23 protein-coding genes are annotated in these 20,994 nt (G+C 65.1%); 10 read left to right on the top strand and 13 right to left on the bottom strand.

What is annotated here, in order from left to right:
• Positions 1–55 precede the first annotated feature (55 nt).
• Together IBX22_RS27795 and IBX22_RS27790 are read right to left on the bottom strand one after the other, a co-directional pair.
• Positions 56–721, bottom strand: coding sequence for an MspA family porin (locus IBX22_RS27795; RefSeq protein ID WP_194818638.1), 666 nt, complete (start codon positions 719–721; stop codon positions 56–58).
• A 57-nt stretch (positions 722–778) separates the two neighbouring features.
• Complete coding sequence (locus tag IBX22_RS27790) at positions 779–1,453, bottom strand: MspA family porin (RefSeq protein WP_194818637.1); 675 nt, start codon at positions 1,451–1,453, stop codon at positions 779–781.
• A gap of 365 nt (positions 1,454–1,818) precedes the next feature.
• Here IBX22_RS27790 and IBX22_RS27785 point away from each other — a divergent pair, with 365 nt between their 5' ends.
• A complete protein-coding gene (locus IBX22_RS27785; RefSeq protein WP_194818636.1) occupies positions 1,819–3,372 on the top strand; it encodes an adenylate/guanylate cyclase domain-containing protein in 1,554 nt (517 codons plus the stop codon).
• Positions 3,373–3,473: 101 nt separating this feature from the next.
• Here the strand turns inward: IBX22_RS27785 and IBX22_RS27780 are convergent, their stop codons facing one another.
• The gene (locus IBX22_RS27780) at positions 3,474–4,637 is read right to left on the bottom strand and encodes an IS110 family transposase (protein ID WP_194818635.1); all 1,164 of its coding nucleotides are present in this window, start codon (positions 4,635–4,637) and stop codon (positions 3,474–3,476) included.
• Positions 4,638–4,904: 267 nt separating this feature from the next.
• Here IBX22_RS27780 and IBX22_RS27775 point away from each other — a divergent pair, with 267 nt between their 5' ends.
• Positions 4,905–5,207 (top strand): hypothetical protein, encoded by a 303-nt coding sequence (locus IBX22_RS27775; protein WP_194818634.1) that lies wholly within the window; start codon positions 4,905–4,907, stop codon positions 5,205–5,207.
• A gap of 38 nt (positions 5,208–5,245) precedes the next feature.
• Here IBX22_RS27775 and IBX22_RS27770 read toward each other — a convergent pair whose 3' ends face one another.
• The 3 genes from IBX22_RS27770 to IBX22_RS27760 all read right to left on the bottom strand — a co-directional run bounded on the left by IBX22_RS27770 (position 5,246) and on the right by IBX22_RS27760 (position 6,604).
• A complete protein-coding gene (locus IBX22_RS27770) occupies positions 5,246–5,593 on the bottom strand; it encodes a hypothetical protein (RefSeq protein ID WP_194818633.1) in 348 nt (115 codons plus the stop codon).
• Between the two features lie 42 nt (positions 5,594–5,635).
• Positions 5,636–6,013: a hypothetical protein gene (locus tag IBX22_RS27765; RefSeq protein ID WP_194818632.1), complete on the bottom strand. Its 378-nt coding sequence runs from the start codon at positions 6,011–6,013 to the stop codon at positions 5,636–5,638.
• Between the two features lie 270 nt (positions 6,014–6,283).
• On the bottom strand, positions 6,284–6,604 hold the full coding sequence (locus IBX22_RS27760; RefSeq protein ID WP_255526502.1) for a GNAT family N-acetyltransferase: 321 nt from the start codon (positions 6,602–6,604) through the stop codon (positions 6,284–6,286).
• Between the two features lie 466 nt (positions 6,605–7,070).
• Between IBX22_RS27760 and IBX22_RS27755 the strand changes: the two genes are divergently transcribed.
• Entirely contained in the window at positions 7,071–8,048 is a 978-nt protein-coding gene (locus tag IBX22_RS27755) for a lipopolysaccharide assembly protein LapB (protein WP_194818631.1), read from the top strand.
• Positions 8,049–8,054: 6 nt separating this feature from the next.
• Here the strand turns inward: IBX22_RS27755 and IBX22_RS27750 are convergent, their stop codons facing one another.
• Positions 8,055–8,807 carry a hypothetical protein gene (locus IBX22_RS27750; protein WP_194818630.1) on the bottom strand — a complete coding sequence of 251 codons (753 nt, stop codon included), beginning with the start codon at positions 8,805–8,807 and terminating at the stop codon, positions 8,055–8,057.
• 186 nt (positions 8,808–8,993) lie between these two features.
• Complete coding sequence (locus IBX22_RS27745; RefSeq protein WP_194818629.1) at positions 8,994–9,521, bottom strand: hypothetical protein; 528 nt, start codon at positions 9,519–9,521, stop codon at positions 8,994–8,996.
• A gap of 261 nt (positions 9,522–9,782) precedes the next feature.
• Here IBX22_RS27745 and IBX22_RS27740 point away from each other — a divergent pair, with 261 nt between their 5' ends.
• The gene (locus IBX22_RS27740; RefSeq protein WP_194818922.1) at positions 9,783–11,009 is read left to right on the top strand and encodes a lipase family protein; all 1,227 of its coding nucleotides are present in this window, start codon (positions 9,783–9,785) and stop codon (positions 11,007–11,009) included.
• Positions 11,010–11,131: 122 nt separating this feature from the next.
• Here IBX22_RS27740 and IBX22_RS27735 read toward each other — a convergent pair whose 3' ends face one another.
• Positions 11,132–12,052 carry a helix-turn-helix transcriptional regulator gene (locus tag IBX22_RS27735; protein ID WP_194818628.1) on the bottom strand — a complete coding sequence of 307 codons (921 nt, stop codon included), beginning with the start codon at positions 12,050–12,052 and terminating at the stop codon, positions 11,132–11,134.
• Between the two features lie 247 nt (positions 12,053–12,299).
• Here IBX22_RS27735 and IBX22_RS27730 point away from each other — a divergent pair, with 247 nt between their 5' ends.
• The 3 genes from IBX22_RS27730 to IBX22_RS27720 all read left to right on the top strand — a co-directional run bounded on the left by IBX22_RS27730 (position 12,300) and on the right by IBX22_RS27720 (position 15,300).
• Positions 12,300–14,417, top strand: coding sequence for a DUF6461 domain-containing protein (locus IBX22_RS27730; RefSeq protein WP_194818627.1), 2,118 nt, complete (start codon positions 12,300–12,302; stop codon positions 14,415–14,417).
• Between the two features lie 137 nt (positions 14,418–14,554).
• On the top strand, positions 14,555–14,926 hold the full coding sequence (locus IBX22_RS27725; protein WP_194818626.1) for a hypothetical protein: 372 nt from the start codon (positions 14,555–14,557) through the stop codon (positions 14,924–14,926).
• 2 nt (positions 14,927–14,928) lie between these two features.
• Positions 14,929–15,300, top strand: a complete 372-nt coding sequence (locus IBX22_RS27720; protein WP_194818625.1) for a hypothetical protein — start codon at positions 14,929–14,931, stop codon at positions 15,298–15,300.
• Here IBX22_RS27720 and IBX22_RS27715 read toward each other — a convergent pair.
• Positions 15,279–16,442 carry an MFS transporter gene (locus IBX22_RS27715; RefSeq protein ID WP_228539494.1) on the bottom strand — a complete coding sequence of 388 codons (1,164 nt, stop codon included), beginning with the start codon at positions 16,440–16,442 and terminating at the stop codon, positions 15,279–15,281. The two genes, IBX22_RS27720 and IBX22_RS27715, sit on opposite strands and share 22 nt — an antisense overlap.
• A gap of 73 nt (positions 16,443–16,515) precedes the next feature.
• Between IBX22_RS27715 and IBX22_RS27710 the strand changes: the two genes are divergently transcribed.
• Positions 16,516–17,274: a DeoR/GlpR family DNA-binding transcription regulator gene (locus IBX22_RS27710; protein WP_194818623.1), complete on the top strand. Its 759-nt coding sequence runs from the start codon at positions 16,516–16,518 to the stop codon at positions 17,272–17,274.
• Between the two features lie 4 nt (positions 17,275–17,278).
• Positions 17,279–17,884, top strand: a complete 606-nt coding sequence (locus IBX22_RS27705; RefSeq protein WP_309234815.1) for an HAD family phosphatase — start codon at positions 17,279–17,281, stop codon at positions 17,882–17,884.
• A 5-nt stretch (positions 17,885–17,889) separates the two neighbouring features.
• Here the strand turns inward: IBX22_RS27705 and IBX22_RS27700 are convergent, their stop codons facing one another.
• The 3 genes from IBX22_RS27700 to IBX22_RS37645 form a co-directional block, all read right to left on the bottom strand.
• Positions 17,890–18,168 (bottom strand): hypothetical protein, encoded by a 279-nt coding sequence (locus tag IBX22_RS27700; RefSeq protein WP_194818622.1) that lies wholly within the window; start codon positions 18,166–18,168, stop codon positions 17,890–17,892.
• 520 nt (positions 18,169–18,688) lie between these two features.
• A complete protein-coding gene (locus IBX22_RS27695) occupies positions 18,689–19,057 on the bottom strand; it encodes a hypothetical protein (RefSeq protein WP_194818621.1) in 369 nt (122 codons plus the stop codon).
• A gap of 166 nt (positions 19,058–19,223) precedes the next feature.
• Positions 19,224–19,670: a MarR family winged helix-turn-helix transcriptional regulator gene (locus IBX22_RS37645; RefSeq protein WP_194818620.1), complete on the bottom strand. Its 447-nt coding sequence runs from the start codon at positions 19,668–19,670 to the stop codon at positions 19,224–19,226.
• 208 nt (positions 19,671–19,878) lie between these two features.
• Between IBX22_RS37645 and IBX22_RS27685 the strand changes: the two genes are divergently transcribed.
• Positions 19,879–20,988: an NADH:flavin oxidoreductase gene (locus IBX22_RS27685; protein ID WP_194818619.1), complete on the top strand. Its 1,110-nt coding sequence runs from the start codon at positions 19,879–19,881 to the stop codon at positions 20,986–20,988.
• The last annotated feature ends 6 nt before the right edge of the window (positions 20,989–20,994 follow it).

Raw genomic sequence — 20,994 nt, 5'->3', positions numbered from 1 at the left:
CGAGGTACGGGCTCGGTGTCCCATAGTGCCTGGTCACCGAGCCCGCAGTTGGTTATCAGCCGAGGCTGAAGGGCTGACCCCACAGGGTCACCACGGAAACACCTTCTGCTCCACGGACTTTCACGATCACGAAGGCGCGCGCCTGGGCGTAGCCGGCGCATCCGTCCAGTGCGAGGGTCGCATCGGCCCACGTGACGCTGCCGGTGGGGCCGCGGAAGGAATTGGCCTTACTGTGCTCCTCGTTGCCGTAGTCGTCGGGAGCTTCCAGATCCAGGATCATGTGCCGCCCGGCCTGTCCCGGGCCCAGGGTGAGCCTGCCGCCGGCAGACGTGGAAGCGGACAGGTTGTCGCCGCTCTGACCGACCTTGCCCGTGCCGTTGATCCGGCCGCCACCGATGTCGACCTGGCAGCCCACGATGTAGCCCGGTGCGATCTTCGCACCGACGCTCTTGCGGTCGCCTCCGGTGAGTTCGACGTGCGCGGTACCGGACACCCAGGTGTTGCGACTCAACGGAGTGTTGCCCAGGGACGGGTTGATGGTGGCCGACTCACCGGCCAATCGGACGGTGATGGTCATGCCGTGCGGCAGCTCGCGGGTGAGTTCGCCGCCCGGCAGCGGGATGAAGGTGTCGGCGTTGGCGGCTCCGGCCGACAACAAACCGATAGCGGTGACGGCGGCAGCCAGTCCGGAGACGGCCACGCGATTTCTGTGGTTGCGCATGAAGATATAACCCTTCGAGGGTTCGGTGCGGATTGACGTGCTGATTTCGGTGCCCGCTCAGCCGATGCTGAACGGCTGCCCGTAGAGGGTCGTTTTCGTGTGGGTGTTACCGATGATTTCGAGGTTGGTGTACGCGCGGGCCTGCGCGTAACCGGCGCAACCCTCGATCGACATCTCGACGTCGGTGTAGTCCACGAAATACGTTCCGGGCTTGGGGATGTCGGCCCGCTCGAGCTGCACCCACCGCACCTCACCGGGCGCGATCTTCAGCCCGATCGAGCCGCTGATGCTGGCCGACTTGAGGGTCGCGCCGGCCTTCGCGCCCAGCGAGATCGCGTCGTCGCCGATGCTGACCTGGCAGCCGATGATGTACCCGGTGTTGAGCTGGGACGCACCGAAGGTGGCGGAGTTGTTGCTGCCCGGATCGTTCGAGGGGCCGGAGTCGGGCCCGACCTTGCCCTCCGGGGTTTCGGTTACTTCGGCGACGACCATGCCCGAAACCCACACGACGCGACCTGCACCATTGGCCGACAGCGACGGAGACACCAGGGCCCGCTCACCGGTGCGGGTGATAAGCGCGCCCGGGGCTGCCTTCTGGCCGTCCGGCAGTGGTACGAAGACATCGGCATTGGCTGCTCCGGGTGCGAACAGTCCGACGGCCGCGACCGTCGTGCCCACAATGCCGAATGATCGCTTGAGCACGCCGGATCCGGTGCTCGGATTAGTGTTCATCTCTTCCTGACTTCTCTCGGGGTATGCCCCGAGGCAGTGGGGTCCATCAGTACGTGTGATCAGCGGGAGTCACGCTGATCACACGTTAGGAGACGTTAACCTAACCCGATTGGTAGTGAGTGTGCCAGGTGCACAATAAGACCCGGTTCTTCCGTGTGCGCGGCTCGCCGAGTTACTGCACCTCACACGGCCTTTCGGGACCGGAGGTCGAGGCCCTATCCGGCGAGGAGTTCGGGATGCCTCACGCGGCGGTGTTGCAGCCGGCATGTCAGTGAACGCTTGTACACTCAATCGGGCGCCGGTAGGAGTACCTCGGGCGCCCCTGGCATTCGCAGCGACCTGGATCGGGAAAGGGCGGGCAGAACATGCCGCGGAGCGACAACACACTCGCGGCGGCGCCATGGGGGTCGCGACTCCTCGGACGCGAGGACGAAGGCGCCGGCACCCGGCGGCTGCGCATCCAGGTGCTGCTGACGGTGCCGATCGTGCTTGCCAACCTGGCGGGCCTGTTCCTGTCGGTCACGCTGATCGGTTTCGTACTTCCCGGACCGTCGGTCTTCACCGAGAAGCTCCTCCTGGTCGACGCCGTCGCCGCCCCGGCCTACGCCGTGATCGCAATGTTGGTCGGCGTCTCGTGGGGCACGGCCCGTGGGTTGGGCGCGCTGGGCTGGGCCAAGGACCCCGACGCGATACCGACCGAGCAGCAACAGGCCGCGGCCGCGGCGGTGCCACGCCGACTGGTGCGGATGCAGGCGGTGCTGTGGTTCGGCGGCGTCACTGTGCTCACACTGCTGGCCGGACTCGCCGACCCCGGGTTGATCGCCAAGGTCGCGTTCGGCATCACCTTCAGCGCCGTCGTCGTGTGCGCCAGTACCTATCTGATCATCGAATTCGCGCTACGGCCGGTGACCTCACGGTTCCTGTCGGATCGAACAACGCGCTCCCCCAGCGGAATCGGCGTTTTCGGGCGATCGCTGCTGATGTGGCTGGTCGGTTCGGGTCTGCCCGTGGCGGGACTGATGGTGCTGGCCGTAGTGGCCCTGTGCACCGACTACGTCAGCACGGCGCGGTTGGCGGTGTGCGTGCTGTCGCTGGGCGGTGCGACACTGCTGATCGGCCTGCTGCTCATGACCCAGACGCTGGCCGCGACCGTCGCCCCGATCAATGGCGTGCGCCGGGCGATGCGCGAGGTGGAGAAGGGCGAACTCGATCTGCGACTCGCGGTCTACGACGGTACCGAATTGGGCGAACTGCAAAGCGGTTTCAACAATATGGTCGAGGGACTGCGGGAACGCGAGGAGATCAGGGACCTGTTCGGCAGGCATGTCGGGCGCGAGGTGGCCAACGCCGCGCTGACCGGCACGCCGAGCCTCGGCGGCGTCGAAGTCCAAGCAGCAGCATTGTTCATCGACATCGTCGGATCCACCACCATGGCCGCCTCGCTGCCGGCGACCGAGATGGTCGCGATCCTCAATCGCTTCTTCGACGTGGTGGTGGACGAGGTGGAACGCCACGGCGGTTTGCTGAACAAGTTCGAGGGGGACGCGGCGCTGGCCGTATTCGGCACGCCCGCACCACTTCCCGACTCGGCCGGGGCCGCCCTGGCGTGTGGACGTGCGATCCGCGCGCGGCTCGATACCGTCGGCGCGGATTTCGTGGCGGCGATCGGGATCGCCGAAGGGCGGGTCGTCGCCGGCAATGTCGGGGCTCGGCAGCGCTACGAGTTCACGGTGATCGGTGACGCGGTCAACGAAGCCGCGCGGTTGTGCGAACTGGCAAAACAAGATTCATTGCTGCTCACCTCGGACAAAACAGTCACCGCGGCGGCCCCCGAAGAAGCCCGCCACTGGCGGCTCGGCGAATCGGTAGAGCTGCGCGGCCGTCTGGCTCCCACTCGCCTTGCCCGGCCAACGCCCTAGCCACCAACGTGTTTCAGCGCCTGGGAAGCGCTGAGCATTTCAAAGCGGCGCCGCGTACCACGCGCGCTCATAAAACGCACTGTATTGGCTCCCCTCTCGTGTCAAGACGCGGTTTGCAGGTCGGGGCTATTCTGGTTGGTGGTAAGTCCGGGTTGTGGCTTGTCCGAAGTGCCGGTATGCGGGGTTGAGCCGGTCGCGCTGGAGTCGATAGTCGTCCCCGATTGCCCTCCCGGGCTTGCCGTTTCACCTCTGCGCTGGTCGGCGAGCATGCGCCTGTAGACGACATTCGACAGCCGTCGTTTCAATGCCCGCATTGCTTCCATCGACGTCTTGCCCGCGGCTCTGCGGCGGTCATAGTAGGTGCGGCCAGCGCTGGGATTGCGCAGTTGAACGATGGCCATGGTGTGCAAGACCCGGTTGATCTTCCGGTTCCCGGCGCGCGAGAGCCGATGGCGTTGCTGCTGGCCTGAGGATGCGTCCAAAGGGGCGGTGCCGTTCCAGGACGCGAATCGGTTCCGGTCTCGGAATCGGTGAATATCTCCGACATCGGCGAGCAACCGCGCCGCGCCGGCTGGTCCGATGCCGTTGAGGTCGGTCAGGCTGGAGCCGCGCTCGTTGACGAGCTGGCGTAGTTCTTTGTTCGCGGCCTTGATCTTTCGGTCGATCGTTTCCAGTTCGCCGATCAACTCGACGACCAGGCGGCGCCGGACCTTGCCCGCCGGATCGCGGGGTTTGACGGTCGCGACCAGCTTCCGGGCCTGCATTGCGGTAAGGAACTTCTTCGCTCCGCCAGGCAGCAACTCCAGCAGCAGTCGGTGCAGCCGGTTGACGGTGTCGGTGCGGGCGCGGCCGAGCTCGTCGCGGCGATCGGCGAGCATCCCCAACGCGATCAGCTCCGAATCCGCCTGGACGCGACGCAGGTCCGGTACCCGCAACGCCGCCAATGCCACCGAATGCGCATCCACGGGATCGGTCTTGCGACCGTTGCCGGTCGCGAACACCCGAATCTGCGCCGACAATTTCGCCGGCACATCGATCACTGTTTCCCGATCGTGGACCAGGCGATGCGCGATATGACGGCCGATGCCATTGCAGCCCTCGATCGCCCACACCCGTTCGTTGTATCGCTGTGCAGTGGTGAGCATTTCGTTGTATCCGGCGTTGTCGGTGCCGTATCGTCCCGTGGCCAGTATCTCGCCGTTGAGGTCGATAATCTCGATCGTGGCTGAGCGTTTGTGTGGATCCATCCCGATGATGACTGACACCGGCGCGTCCTTCCCGAATCGGCGTGTGAGGTCCGTGCGGGAAGGCACCGCTACTTCGAGCTGGGCAAACCCCTCTTCAGCCATTCCCGGCACGGCACCCGGTGAGCTGCAAGCCAATAGAGAGCCACACCAATGATGCGGGTGGGCAGCCGATTAGGGAGCTTCTCACCGGGCACCTGGACCCGATCCTGGCCGGGATCAGGCCCTGGCACCAGTATTAAGTAGCCGATTTCAGGGCGGTGTCTGGGGCCAGGGATGATCGTGCTCATGACCGAATGGCAACTGCACGTATCGCTGACTGACCTGCGCAGGTCCATCGACTTGCTCATGGATCACGTCGAGGCTGCCACTGACGGAGACACCCTTCACTTGGATCAGGACTACTTCTGGTCGATTCCGCAGGATCAGTTGTACGACTTCACCAACACTCCGGCCGATCTGACGCTCGGCCAACTCTCGTGGTCGTGGGAGCATTTGACGGATCTGCTGGCCGAACCTGATCGAGCGATCGGATACCACCTGGTGTGGCTCTCGGAGGTATTGCGGGCAATCGGCCAGAAGGTTCACTGACCCGTCGCTCTTGAAAGTTGTTGCTAGTCACGAGATCCCTAGGTCTTGATCAGTTCGCTGACGTGAAAGTAGCCAACAATCCGGGGACCTTCGGTGATGACGACAACCGAGCCGACCTGGACCGTGTAGACACCGGTGTTCTCGACGATCAGCCATCCTGCGCTGGCCGGTGAGCACCACGCGGTTCGGTCGGCGACTCGCAGAGCGAACGATGCCGTTCCCTCCGCCAGACTGTGTGGCGGGACGAATGCTGTTGCGGCGTAGTCATGGTCGGGTGGTGTGGGTGGTGGTCCCGATGAGCGGCCGCCTTGATCTGAGGTGAGCCACACGATCCGACCGCGGAACGGGAGACTGCCGTGAAAGCGCATGACGGCAGTCTGTCGCATGGTCTGTCACGCTCGGCTCTGGGCGATGGCTGATGCTGCGATCTAGTTCGCTGAGGGATGTGGCCACCACCGAATCGGCCTGCGACGGACGACTCGTGCCACGACGAGCACTGCAAGTCGAATGGCGGTACCGCGCCGGTGCCGCGCCGGCCAGGGCAGGACCAGATAGGCGGCAACCGCGACTGCGGCCGTCATGGCAACCACAGTCGACGGCATCGAAAACCCACCGGCCGCAACGACCGCGAGATCCTCCGGCGGGCGTGCTCGCTGAATCATGTACTCGAGAGCAACGGCTGCGATCGCCGCCACGACCGAAACGGCGATCGTAACCGCTTGCCACCACCAGTGTTTCGCGATCACCAGGATCAGCCCGACCACCCCGGCCGCGACTATGATCGTGGCGCTGGCCCCGATATCCATGGCAATCGAGCCATCGTGGTCAAGATCGGTGTCCGATGCCCGGAAAGCCACCGCGGGATATCCAGGTCCAAACTCACCGTGCACATTCTGCCCCGCCCCGACGGTAGCTGCCTGATTAGATCACCTCGGCCGACATCCGCTACTGCCGCCTACAGAGCGGTTCTGAACGTCCGCATCTGCCGATCACCGCGCCGATATCCGTGTAGCGCGAGCTTCGACTTAGTGGGTGATCGATACATCGGGCGGCGGTGGAAGGAATTTTGGGGCGTGTCAGAGCCGTCTCGTGGTGAACAAGGTGGTCCCGTGCACTGCGTGCACTTCAGTCCGTTCGGTCTCCTCGAACCCGACCTTCGCCAGCACACGGCGAGAAGCGATGTTCCAGTCCCAGACCGTGGCCCATAAACGTTCATACCCGGACGATCTCGCCCAGTCCACAACCGCCAGCGCGGCCTCGGTCGCGTAGCCCTGACACCAGACGCGGCGAAGCAGTTCGAATGCCAGCTCCGGTTGCCCTTTCGCGCCGCGTCCGCTGTCGACCAGGCCGCAGTAGCCGATGACGTCACGGGTGGCCCTGCGCTCGACCGCCAGCAAGCCGACCGACGATGGCTGACTGGTACGGATCGAATCCTCGAGCTCTGCGATCGTGGGGTGTCCGTCTGCGTCGATTCGGCGGTGTGGCGGTACTCGTGGATCAGTTCGGTCCACAGCTCACGCTGGATGACAGCCTCGGCTACCCGCCACGGCCTGAGCAGTAGACGAGTCGTCTCGAGTACGACCTCGCGGCCCGGCGACACTCCAGCTGCCATGGCAGCCACTCTCTCACAAGTGAACGCACTATTCTGCCGCTGCGCGCGCTGAGCGAAGAGGCCATACGGAGTCGGCCGGCGGGCCAGAGCCGTTGTGGCTCAGGACATCCGCACATGCCTGCGGGTTCAGGCGGAGCAGCTAGCCATGTCCGGGTTGGATTTTCGGGTGGTTCTTTGAACAGTGGTGCCTCGTGTGCGCTGGACCCACGGTAGCGTCGAACTGGCATCGATCCGAGGGGAGCGCAGCTGCGATGGATCATACGGAGGCAGCTCTTCGAGCAGCAATGAACGGCCGGTGGCGCCGAAAGCGGATCGCTGCGGCGGTCGACCTTGCGGGGCTGCTCATCGCGGACGGACGACTCGCCGAGGCGGAGCCGGTGTGCCGGTTCGTGGCCGAGAGCGACCATCCCAACGCTCATGCAGCACGCCGAGACCTCGGCCTCATCTTGACCGAGTTCGGACGGTTCGACGAAGCCGAGCAGGCGTTCCGGGCCGTCGTAAAAAGCGGCGATCCTGAGCAGTCTCCGTCCGCAGCAGCGAATTTGGCGCAGCTCCTTGCCGATATGGGCAGGCCCGGCGAAGCGGAGGAGTTTTTCCTGTTCGCGATGGAGGCTCCCAATGCACAGGTTGCCGGCGTTGCCGCGATGGGGTGGGGCAACGTCCTGCGCAAGCAGTTCGGACGGATGGATGAGGCGGCGATCGCGTACCGAGCCGCCGCTCGCAACGACCACGAGGCGATCCGTCACGCAGCACTGACGAACCTGGCCAGCTTGCTGGGCAAGCACTTCGCGGAATCCGAAGCTGCACTGCGTGAGGTGATCGCCAGCGGTCATCCCGATTTCGTTCCGATGGCCATGTTCAACTTCGGGACGCATCTGAAGGAAAGTGGTCGCCTGCAGGAGGCAGCGTCGATGCTGCGTCGGACCTTGGACACCGGGCACCCGGAGTTCGCCTGGTTGGCGCTGGAGAACCTCGGTGTGGTGTTGCGGGATCTCGGTCAACGGGAAGCAGCCATTGCCGCGTTCCGCCAATTGGCCAACCGAGGTAACGCTGGCGCCATGCTCGCCCTGGCCGACGAACTCGCCAAGTGCGGACAGGTCGTCGAAGCCATCGAGCTCTGCGAGCAGGTCGCCGCTCTCGATCCCTCAGGCGGTGAGATTTCAGTCGGCGGCATTGCCCGCGGCAAGCTTCGTTCGCTGCGGGAGGCTCGTGGCAGAACCGATGTCTGACGCTATCTAGTTGACGCGAACCAAATTGCTCGGACCATTCCCGAATTGATACCTAGGGTAACCCTGCGTACCGTGGATTCGAAATGGCTTACCATCATTATCGATGACGATTTCGCCTTCGCGTGCTCCCGAAGTCCACTCCAGCACAGCCCTCCAATCACAATTGCACGTTTCTGCGGTCAGCCTCAGGTAGAACTGCTCGACCTCCGATCCACTGACGAAATACGGAAAGTCTTTTGCTTGCTCCGGATTCAGGCCAGCTTTCGCAGGTTCGCTCTCGAGGACGACTGGAGCTTGATCGATGTCGGCTTGGAAATATCTCCTGTCGAGCGGACCGCCGCATTGCGAGCCTGTCACGAAGCCCGCAACCGGCGACTCCCTGCGAAGCACCTCGATCCTGAGTCTGTCGAGAACAACCGGCTGATCGGCCCGGCTACCCGTTATCGTGACTCGCACCAAGTTCCGCAGCCCCTCGATAGCGCCGTTGCCACGTGCCCAGTCAAGCGTTTGCTCTTGGCTGGGCACCGGTGGATAGTCCTGCGGTTTGCCCGGCAACATGAAGGTTGAGGGGCATCGATCCATGGACAGATCTTCGACGGCAACTTCTACCGGATCTGTGACCCTTTCTTCGATACCACTAATTAAGCGCGCCGCATAAGTGGTCACCACCGCGGTAACAGTTGCCAGGGCAATCCCTCCCAGCACTGCACCGACCTTCTTACCGCGAGACCATCGGTTACTGGCCTCCGGCTTGGGCACCGGCTCGACTGGATTCGCCCCTGGTGCGTCGTGTCTACCCATCGAGACTCCATTCGTGCCGAAAGGCTGTCGACGAGCTGCGCTTGTATTATCGAATTTTTCCGGGACCCGCATTAGGCGCAGGTGACGATCCGGGCGGCGATCGCAGTTCTGGACGCGCACGCAGTGTCCAGTAATGCGCTGCGGTCAGTGGAAAAGTGCGTCGATGACCATCACCGAGCCGGCTCCGCCGCTGCCGCCGCCCACTGATCCGGAGTTGGCGATCTGGCGAGTGCCGAACACTATTTGCTGACCGGCACCGGGGCCGCTGAGGACGCCGAGCGTGCTGACTGCGTTCTGGCCTACAGGTGAGGTCACCCAGTTGCCCGACACGACGCTGACCGATCCGTCGGACCAAACGATGGTCCCGCCGGCCGGGTTGCCGCCCGCGCCGGTGCCGGAATTGCTGCCGGTGACGATGTTGAACGGATAGCTGATATTCAGCATGCCGCCATCGACCTCGGGGAGCTGCGGGCTGCCACAGTCGGTGAGTCCGCCGGTCACGTTCGTGTCCATCCCGCCACTGCCACTACCTGGGACGTTGGTGGTGGTGAGCTGGCCGCCGTAGCAACCGCCGACGACCGGATCGGCCGTGGCGGTGGCGGGGAAACCCACCAGCAAAGGAAGGGTGAGAGTCGCACCGAGCAAAACTGTTGCAGAGCGTTGGAATCGCATTCGAGTACCTTTCGCCGTGATGCACGGTTGCATCTCGATGGCAGCAACGAACGACAAATCCATCGTAGGCCTGCATTTCGGGGGGTGCGATCGAAGACTTCGCCCTGTCGGGAACCGTTCGTCCAGCTGCGGAAACGCAGTGCTGTAATTCCCTTTGTGAGGCACCGGCGTGTTCTTCGCGGACCGCGACGGAGCCGCGGGATAATGATCGGCAAATCAGTAGCAACCATGCTTGTTCTGGAGGGGTCGCCTGTCATGCGCATGTTCGTCGTTGGCCACCCGGTCTCGGTCCGCTCATTCAACTTCCTCGCCGCGGTCGGCACTGTCGCCGCGCTGATACTGACCTCCGCTACCGCCGCGGCCGAGCCGCTCTATCCGATACCGGATCCCGATCCGTTCTATTCCGCGCCGAGCGACCTCGAGTCCGCGGCGCCTGGTGACGTGCTGGCGACGCGCCAGATGCCGCCGCTCCTGTACTTCCCCGGCGCGCGCGTCACCATGATCAAGTTCAGGTCGACCGACTCCGCCGGTGCGCCGATCGCCGCCACGACGACGGTATTGACCCCGTTCAACCATCGACCGGGTGCGCCGCTGCTGTCCTATCAGCACATCATCAATGGCCTGGGCGTCAAATGCGCTGTCTCCCACGTGCTCTACACCCAGGACCCGAATCTCTTCGTCAAGGAAGCGCCCCTACTCAACGCCATCCTGCTACGGGGCTGGTCGATCGCGCTGCCTGATCATCTCGGCCCGAACGCCGCCTACGGCGCCGCCCGGCTCGGCGGCCTGATCACCCTCGACGGTATTCGCGCCGCGCAGCGCGTCTCCGAACTCGGGCTGGAGAGCAGTCCCGTCGCGATGCTGGGCTATTCCGGCGGCGGAATGGCCACCGGGTGGGCGGCTGCACTGCAGCGCGAGTACGCCCCGGAACTGCGTCTGGTCGGGGCAGCCCAGGGTGGGGTACCGATGAACCTGGTGAAGATGATCGAAGCGCTTGGCCTCCAGCGGCACCCTGCCTTCGGGCTGGCGCTGGCAGCCGCGGTCGGCCTCGAACGCGAATACCCGCAGCGTCTGCCGATCAGTGCACATATGAACGCCGCCGGGCTCGCGATGCGCGCCGAGATCGCCAACGGTTGCACCAACGAAGTTTTGCTGGCCGGCGCCGGTCGCAGTGTCAGCGACGTCGCCACATCGACGTCGCTGATCAACGATCCGGACGCGCGGCGGGTCGTGGAAGAGAACAGCCTCGAACTGTTCGACGAGACTCCGATGGCGCCGGTGTATGAATGGCATTCCCCGCAGGACATGCTGATTCCGGTCGATTCCATCGACAACACCATGCGACGCTACTGCACGGCAGGAGTGACGGTGCTCTCGGACCTGTTCCCCAGTCCCGACCACATGAGCACTGCCGTGCTCGGCGCACCGGCGGCGGTCAACTGGATCGACGCGCGCTTTCGGGGGGAGCCCGCGCCCAGCAATTGTTGAGGATCGAGGGGCTCGGTCATGACTACAGCAACTAGACCGGAATTCGACCCGATACGCCGCGAACGCAATCCGATGCCGAACGGCTCGAGCGCCGCGATTCATCAAACTTGTAGCCCACTGCGTCAACCGGCGAGAAGGTCGGGGTGGTTGACGCGGCGGTGTTCCAGCCAGGGTTCGCGGCGGTCTTCCTCCGCCATCGCGAGCAGCGTGCGCAGTTTCGTCCACGCTGATTCGTCGGTCGGGGTGTAGATCTGCACCCAGGATCCGGGGACGGCCGGCAGGGACATCGATGTCACGAACATGTCGAGGTCGCCGACGGCCAGATTCCGGACGGTTTTCACGCGGCTGATCGGGACCGCGACATCGTTGCGGGCCCACAGGGTCGCGAAATGCTCGCTCTCGGTGCACAGTTCGTCGATGAAGGACTGCCAGGTCGGGTCGTCGAGGTTCTTGGCATAGGCGCCGCGCAGGTAGGCGACCATGCGGCGCAGATCGTCCCAGCTGTGGTGGTAGGCGTTGCAGCATTGCGGGGTGAGGAAGACGCGCCTGGCGATATTGACATCCAGCACCTGATCACCGAGGGCGCGGACAGGGCACAACGACTCGTAGGAGTCGTTGTGCGCCAGGATATCGTAGCGGGCGCTGAGCAGCACCGCGGGCAACGGTGCCAAATGGTCGAGGATGACCTGGAGTTCTTCCGGGAGACCGGTGCCGGTGTGCGGGCTCGGCACCGTGGGGACACCAGCGAGGCGATAGACATGGGACCGTTCGGCGGCGTCCAGGCCCAGGGTGCGGGAGACCGCGTCGAGAACCTGCACGCTGACATTGATTTCGCGGCCCTGCTCCAGCCAGGTGTACCAGGTGACACCGACTCCGGAGAGTTGAGCGACCTCCTCGCGGCGCAGCCCGGGGGTGCGCCTGCGCGGACCGGGTGGCAGACCGACGTCCTCCGGGGTGATCCGGGCGCGGCGGGATTTCAGGAAGGCGCCCAACTCGTTTCGCTGTGCCTTGCCCAGGGCTCGCGCGTCCGTCACTGTCGTCACGCTCCGATAGTCGCCGAAAGTCACCGGCTTATCCAGGTATTGCCAATACTAGTTTTACCGAGCTCCTGTTACTGGTGTCGGGAACCAACGTTCACCATCCGGGCAATGCCTCCGCCGTCAGCACGCCACCGTGGCAAACACAGACGCGAGACGGCCCGAACCTGGGACAGCAAAGGCAAGCTCGTCGCCTCCCCCGCGAACTCGCAGGTAGAGTTCGAGCGGTCCGAGCAAACGAGGTGGGGGCGTAGTGAATATTCCGGATGAGGTCGCCGACGAGCTCGTTTCGACAGTGATCGAGATGATGCGATCGGCTGCGACTCGTATTCCGCTGTCACCCGCGGCAGCGTTGGGCCGCACGGGATTACCCGGCGCGGAGGACGACTTTCACGCCTCCGGCTCCGGGCTGCATTCGGAATTGGATCGCTTCGGGCCGCAGCTGCCGGAGCGGCTGCTCGGAGCTCTCGAACTGTGGGTCGGCGAACTGACTGTGCCTCCGGTAGCGAGCCTTTCAGCGCTGTTGCCACAGCGACCTGACGCGATGGTGATGTACGGGACCGTGTCCGGAACCGGTGACACAAGAAGGGCCATCGATAAACTCGAAGCGTTCCGCCCGGGCGCATTGGCCCTCGTCGCCGCGTTCGCCGCCCGTCTGAGCGAAAAGCCTGCCGTCGTTGCCCTGCTGCGTGAATCGCCGGCTGCCCTCGACGAGACCGGGGTCGCCGCGGCACACGGCAGGGCCTATCTGGCGATGTGCGTCGCGGCCGCGGCAATCGTGCTGCGCAGTCTCGGCGAGGGAGACGATCCGGCGGCGGTGATCGGCGCTGCCCTGGTCGCGGCCGGGCCACTGCTGCGTGCCGCTCCGATGCCGCCCGAGTACGCCGACGCGCAGCTCGCTCGGATCCGTGCGGACTATCTCTACCCGCTGCGCTCGGCGGGATCGGTGGTAGCCAGGGATCATCGGTTCGCGCTGACCGAGGCGGAGTTTCCCGAGACCGTCGATTTCAGCGAGAACGGTCTGGTCGCGGTTGTCCCGGGTGGCATAGCGGTGCGGACAGGGTCCGCCGATGCCGCGGTCCACATAGTGGTCCATGTGCTCGAAAACCCCCCGGCCGAAGTCGATACGGTCGCCTGGGATGAGGTGGTGGAGGTCGGGTGGACCGCGAACCGAGGCCTCGCGTCGGTGCTGGGCGCGCCGGAACCCACAACGTGGCATCGGCACGCGTCACTGACCGAACAGACACCTCCGTGGCCGGGTAACTACCGCGTCCGGGTCCACGCCACGAACCGCGACGACGCCGGTACCCGGGAGACCTACCAGCTGATCGTATGGAAGTCACCGAGCACCGACACCGTCGTACACAAACACACCGATCGTCTCGGTCACCGTTTACGCGGGGAACCCGAACCGCCCCGAGTCGTCAAGCCGGAGGACGCATATCGCTGGATCCGGAATTCGGCGCTCGCAGACGCGGCCACGATTACGGTCGTCGCCGGCGCGGACGCGAGCGCCGTGCTCGAAGCTTTCGGTGCGAACCCCGCGCACCCCGAGCCGATGGACGTGTTCGCGGACCGCGCAAATGACCCGTGGGTTGCGGTGGTGGGCGTCCCGGGGGCGGTGATCGCGGTCGAGTACAACGGATATCAGGGCAGCCTAGGCCCGGAGTTGCGAGCGCTGTCCCGGGGTACGCGTGCCGCATCGCTGTATTGGAACGTCAACGGACACACTCGACTCTCGTTCGCCACCGACGGCCGCGTCCTCGCCGCTGTCGAGCTCGGTACGGCACAGACCGATCCTGTTCTGGAACCCCTGCTGCGCGACCTGGATTTCGCCGACTACCGAGACCACATAGCCAAAGGGCTTGTCGCCGTTGAACGTTTCACCGGCTGCGGATTCACCGAAGCGGACCTCGCACGCATGGAAACCGCCCGGATCGGATTCGCCGTGATACCGCTGCTAGGCGAGCTCTACCCGGTGCCACGGCAGTCCGACGGGTCGCGGGCGCGGTTCGGGCACGGACCACTGGGCCCGGACACCGACATCCTGGACGACATCTCCGCCGAGCAGCAGCGGGAAATAGCGTGGTGGGCCGCGCGCCGAGCAGTCGAACATGTGCACCTGCACGACGATCCCGAGGTGGCGGCGAGCATGGCAGACCGCGCACTGACGCCGGAGGCCGAGCTGCGCGCGCGTAAGTCGTCGATCGGCGGCCGCGAAAACTATTGGGCCTGGGCCACGCTGCATCGGGCAACCAATCCAGACCCACTCGCCGCGGCGATCGGCGCGCTCGAGGCCGCGACCTATGCCTATGGCGCGGCAGCTGCCGATTTCGTCGACAGTGCCCGCGCCCGCCTGCCGGCGAAGTAGACCGGCGTTCGGCACGCAACCGGGGAATGTCCTGCTGCGCATGACGATTCGGCGCGTTGATTACGCGCCGAGGCGTATGGTCCCGGTCCGTTGCGCGACGGATGTGGCGGCGGTGCCGGCTGCGCGAGGCTGGTCCTATGATCACAACGGCACAGCGGCAACGCCCCTGGCGGACCGCGACCTGCGTAGCGCTCGTCCTCGCCGCGATAGGCGACGCCGGTCCGGAGATTGTCGAATCCCGCAGTATCCTAGCGGGTTACGACGGACCCGGTCCGCTGATCTATCTGGCCTTCGCGGTGTTGGTGGCGACGGTTCGGTGGCGGTATGTCCCGCTGTTCGCGGTGGCGATGGCGGCTTTGTTCCTGGTCGGCGGATTCGCCGACGCCGACTTCCCGAACCGGCTCGTCACGCCTGCCAAGACCGTCGAGTTCCTGGCGGCTTGGCTGCAGACGATCAGTTTTGCCGCGACGATCTTCTGTGGCATCGCCGCCGTACGCGAAAGGGCCTGACCATGAACACCCGCATGCGCGCGCTACCGAAGTCCACCAAGTTCGCCCTCTACGGATTGGGCGTCGGAATTCTGGGACTCCTCATTCAATGGATCGTGGATCCGTCGAAATTTCCTCTGTTTCCGCCCGGAATCATCGTGATCGCGGTGTGCGCGGCACTGGTCGCCTTCGGCAGGCGCTGGTGGTCGCCGATTTTCGCGCCGCTGGTCGCGGCCTGGATCCTGGTCGGCGGCATACTCGGCGAAGACCTGACCCAGAACTTGACCTCGGGCGATCCGGGAACCGTGGTCGGCAATATCGTGATGTGCCTCGGTCTGGGTGCCGCGGCAATCGCCGGTGTCAGCGCGATGGTCTACCGATTCCCTACCGACTGAACCTCCTTCGTTTCCCGCAGCACGCCTGCCGTGCCCGCGGCGATCACACAGAACGCCACCGGTAGCAGAAGTACGGTGTTCAACGGCACGAAGTGCGTCATGGGCCCGATGATGGCGGGACCCGCCAGCACCCCCAGATAGCCGATCCCGGCGACCCGGGCAACGTTGGCTCCGGCGGCGGCGCGGTCGAAATGTCCTGCCGCGCTGAACAACTGGGGCACGCAACCGGAGAGGCCGATCCCCGCGATCGTCCAGCCGATCAGCGCCAGCGGAATCCACGGCGACAGCGCCGCCGTCGCCAGCCCGATCCCGGCCACCGCCGCGCCGTAGCGCAGGATCGCCATCGCCCCGAACCTTGCGGAGAACCGATCCGCGAGGAAGCGTCCGATGGTCATCGCCGTCGCGAACGCGCCGTAGGCGAAGGCGGCGGTGGCGGGTGCGGCGTCCAGAACGTCCCGCAGATGCAGCGCACTCCAATCGTTCGCGACGCCTTCACACAGCATGAGCATCAAGGCGAGCGCCGCCAGGATCCAGATGCGGCGCGGAGTGGGCGCGGCAGCCGTCTCGGTGTCGGTCGCCGTCTTCGGTTCCGGCTCGAGCAGCACGGGAGCGGCCGCAACCGACACCACCAGCCCGAAGATCGCCGCCAGGCCGAGACTGAACGCCGGACTCCACTCCAGGCTCAGCGTCACCGCGCCGACCAGCGCGGCCAGAACACCACCGATGGAAAAGGCCGCGTGGAACGCGGACATGTCCGGCCGGCCATAAGCCCGTTCCACCTGCACGGCATGCACATTCATGCTGACATCCAACGCGCCGTTGCCGCAGCCGAGCAACAGCAGAGCCGCGCCCAAAGTCCAAGCGTCGGTTGCCAGTCCGGGCAGGATCAGGGACGCGCTGAATAATGCCGCGCTGACCGGAACGACTGTGCGCGCCCCGAACCGGTCGGTCAGCGGACCGATCACCTGCATCCCGGCAAAGGCGCCCGCGCCGAGCATCAGCAGTAAATACCCGAGCACGGCATGACTGACCCCGGCCTGGTGCGTAACCGCCGGAATGTGCACGATCCACATCCCCATGAGGAAGCCGTTGAGCCCGAAGTACGCGAAGGTGGCCGACCGAGCGGCCGTGTCTCGAAGCATAGATACGAACATAAACAACAGATTCAATGTTTGAAAGGTTGTTCTTCGAACACAGATAATGTTAGATGGAGGCATGGCGAGCGCAGACCGACTCAGGCAGATCACCGAAGCCGTCCGCGAGGCGGGTCGATTGGGCGTCGCGGACCTAGCCGAAATCACCGGCGCCTCGGAGATGACCGTTCGCCGCGACCTGGAGGCACTGGCCGAGCAGGGCGTCCTCGAACGCTTTCGCGGCGGCGCCCGCAGCCTGCTGTTGCGCGGCGAGGAACCACCTTTCGGCCTCCGCGTCCGCGAAGGCATCGAGTCGAAACGACGGATCGCCGCCGAAGTCGCCGCGCTGATCTCCGACGGTGAGTCCGTCGTTCTGGACAGCGGCACCACCTGCCTGGAAGTAGCCCGCGCGCTCACCGACCGCCGACTCACCGTCATGCCGCTGTCCCTGCACGCCGTAAACGCGCTGACCGGGGCTTCCCAGGTAACGCTGCTGGTTCCCGGAGGCCAGCCGCGCCCCGCCGAACTCGCCTTGACCGGCCCACTGACCGAGGCGTCACTGGCCGCTCTACGCTTCGACACCGCCGTGCTCGGATGCTGCGGACTTTCCGCGGGCGACGGGATGACCGCCCACGACCTGGGTGACGCCGCGGTCAAGCGTGCGGCCATCGCTTCGGCCCGCCGCGTCATCGCGGTCGCCGAGGGCGCCAAGTTCTCGCGAACCGCCTTGGCTTTCGTCGCCCCCGCCACCGCGCTGCACGCTGTCGTCACGGACGAGGACGCACCGGAGGCAGCGACGGAAGCCCTTGCCGCAGCTGGTGTCACGGTACGGAAGGTGTGAACTGGTGACCATCCCGCAAGTAGTGCTCTTCGACCTGTTCGGCGTAATCGCCCGCGACCAATCCGAAGCAGGCAAACACCGACTCCTCGAAGCCGCCGGGCGGGTACACCCCTCCGAGTTCTGGCCCACCTACTGGGCCCACCGCCCGCCCTACGATCGTGGCGAAATCACCGGCTCCTCCTACTGGCAACGCGTCGCCGGCACCCTGAGCACCACCTTCGATCCCCGCCAGACCGCCGACCTCATCGAAGCCGACCTCTTCAGTTGGAGCGAAGTCGACGATGCCATGGTCGAGTTGCTTGAAGACCTCACCGCCGCCGGTCGCCCCATCGCCCTGCTCTCGAACATCCCCGAAGATCTAGCGGCACACTACGAACGACAGCACAGCTGGCTCCAACTCTTCCGAATCCGCGCCTTCTCCTGCCGAATCGGCCACACCAAACCCGATCCGGCGGCCTATCTTTGGTGCACAGACTCCCTCGCCCGCACCCCGGACCAAATCCTCTTCGTCGACGATCGCCAGGAAAACGTCGCGGCCGCCGAGGCGATCGGCATGCACGGGCACCTTTTCCGGGGTTCGGTCGCGCTTCGCGAGGCCTTGCGGCAATGATTCCATTACCGGCCGAACCGCCACCACGGTCTGCGCGCCGACGGCGTGGCTCGCAGCGGCACCGATCCTGTTTCCCACCAATGCGCGGCATCTGCCGCGGCCACCGCCAAATCGAGGCCCCGTTGCCGGGCGCCCTGCTCACACATCAAGGTGGGAGTGGTGACGTCCTGCCCGAACGCGACGAGCCCATCCCGCTGCTCCCGGATCCGGGCGGCCTTCTGCGCCGCCTCACTCGTCGTGCGGGCGTCGCGGCGAAATTCGACCACGGCCTTATCGACATACATGTACCCCGAGCCCCGCGGGATCGGGGTACCGGGAAATCCGCACGGACACGCGTTATCTGAACAAATTCCATCAGGGCCGGTGCGCGGACGCGGGACCTCGAAGTACTCCATGTCGACCTCCAGCGATATCGAATCAGGCACATCGTCGCCATCCGCCCCGGGCGGTGTCATTGCGCGCCGCATTTCCCTGGCGCCAAGCCCAAATCTCGCTCCGGGCAACAGAAGCCGGGAAGAATGCACCCAACTGTAGCCTCTCCGCGCCGCGCGCAGCGCCGATTTTCGGCACGTACTGGGACTGCCAATCATCCCCGATCTCGATGGCGAATGATGCGTCCTCCGTGGCTAATTCACGGGCCGCGACCAGGTCGTCTGTGGCGGAGCGCAGTCAGGTGTATGCGGCCATCACAGGCTGGAGTTCGGTGAGCCGCGCATTGACGCAATGTAGTTCGTTCGCGTCCGAGTAGAGTGATGGACCATCAGGGGGGTTCATCCGGCCAATTTGACTGGCACAGGCCAACTTTCACGGCCAGAAGATAGTGTCGTCTCGCACGACAAGCGGTCGGAAATCGGCGTCTTCGTACCATCGGAGTCGTGCAAGCTCGACGGAACCATCTGGTGCAACCATGCCGAGATCCACGTGTTGATACAGCCAGGTCAGCAGTGGTTCCAACTGTTCGAAGTCTTCAGGATGAATCTCTTGCCGTGCTTCGAGATGCCAGCCGGTCGAGGTCTGCTCGAGGCTCGCGCGGAGAGTTCCTTCGATCTTCCACGCCGGTCCGGTTTGGTCGAGAAGCGGTTGCGGCTCGGTGAAGGCGAGCTCCCCGTCCTCCTCTTCGATGACACCGACGTACCCACGGGAGAGGCGACGCTCATCAGCGGGGTGGTTCACCTTGTCCTATTTGCCAGCGCAGCTCTGCGACGTCCTCGCTAGATAGGTCGGCGCGGAGGTCGATGGACATCAGGAACTCATAGATATCTGCCACTGCTGCACCGTATTACGGACCCACGACAGACGCGGTCGGAGCAAGAGCACAACGACACTGGTGCGGGGGCCGTTAGTTCGGACTGCTCATCAGATGCGCATGCAGCTGTTCGAGGATGCCCTGCAGGCTGCGCCGGCGCGCCGGGCTCAAGGATTCCAGTGCCGCACGGACGCCGTGCATCTGGTCGCGCAGCTGCTGGGCGATGGCGGTGCCCTCGGTGGTGGCGACGACCTTTTTCACCCGGCGGTCGGCCTGGTCGATGTGGCGCTCTACGAGTCCACGTTGCTCCAGCCGGTCGATGAGCAGGGTGATATTCGATGCGTCACAGGACAGGTCTTCGGCCAGATCGCGCATCGGCCGCGGTTCGGCGAGCAGGCAGACGAGCTTGGCTTGGCTGAAGGTCAGGTCCAAGCGCTGGGCCGCGGCCAGGAAGTCCTGTTGGTAGACGCGGCAGAACTCCGCGAGGGTCGCCATGACGTCGGTGGCGGTCGGTGAGGCCGAGGGCGAGGAGTGCGGCACAGTGCAACGGTAGGCCGAATACTTGAAGAACTCAAGCTTCTCTGGCTCGTGCCGGTCAGCCGAATGGTTGACAAATTCAAGCACTTGCGGTTGTACTGTCGGGGAGTCGCTTGAGTTGCTCAACTATTTCAAGGCACGAGCACCGCGCGTAACCTGCATTTCCGCACACCCGGCCGACTATCGGCTCGGCGCCGACTTTGGAGACCCTATGACCTCGGTAGTAGACACCACCCGGATCCGGCGGTTGCTGGATCGGCCGTTCACGGTCGGCGATCTGACCGTTTCGAACCGGGTCGTGATGGCGCCGATGACTCGCAATATGTCGCCGGAGGGCGTTCCGGGGCCCAACGTCGCCGAGTACTACGCCCGCCGGGCAGCCAACAACGTGGGTCTCATCGTCACCGAGGGCACCTACATCAACCGGGCCGCGGCCGGGGCTTACGACAACGTGCCGCTCTTCTACGGTGAGCAGGCCCTAGCCGGTTGGGCGCAGGTGGCCGAGCAGGTCCACCTCGCCGGCGGCCGGATCATTCCGCAGCTGTGGCACACGGGCGTGGCGCGCACCGCAACCGAGCCGCCCGCCGAAAGCCCGTCCGCGGTCGGGCTGAGCGGCGAACCGACCGGAAAAGCCATGACGCAGCGCGATATCGACGACACGGTCGCCGCGTTCGCCGAAGCGGCGGCCGCCGCGGAGCGCCTCGGCTTCGACGGTGTCGAACTGCATGGCGCACACGGCTATTTGATCGACAGCTTCCTCTGGAGCGGCACCAACCAGCGCACCGATGGCTACGGCGGCGACCCCGCGTCGAGGGCGCGGTTCGCCGTGGAGATCGTGGAGGCCGTGCGGGCCGCCGTGTCCCCCGGTTTCCCCGTCTTCTTCCGCCTCTCCCAGTGGAAGTCGGGCAACTACCAGGCCAAGATCGCGGACAGCGCGGGTGAGCTGGATCAGATCCTGACACCGCTGGTCGAGGCGGGCGTCGACGCCTTCCACGCCTCCACCCGCCGGTACTGGCTGCCCGAATTCGACGGCAGCGACCTCAATTTGGCCGGTTGGGTCAAGAAACTCACCGGCAAGGCGACGGTGACCGTCGGCTCGGTCGGGCTGGACCAGGAGTTCGTCGGCGCCGCCGGCTGGCAGAAGCAGGCCGGTGTGGCGAGCATCGATCAGTTGCTCGATCGCCTCGAACGCGACGAGTTCGACTTCGTCGCCGTCGGCCGGGCGCTGCTGGCCAATCCCGACTGGGTCACCAAGGCGCTGCAGGGCCGTCTCGACGAGACGATCGCCTTCGACCGTGCGGTGCTGAAGTCCCTGCACTGACCCGGC

This window comes from Nocardia sp. XZ_19_385, from assembly GCF_015355755.1.
Taxonomy (GTDB): Bacteria; Actinomycetota; Actinomycetes; order Mycobacteriales; family Mycobacteriaceae; genus Nocardia.
Note: the sequence above shows the minus strand (reverse complement) of the source record. Positions and strands in the feature narration are given on the sequence as shown.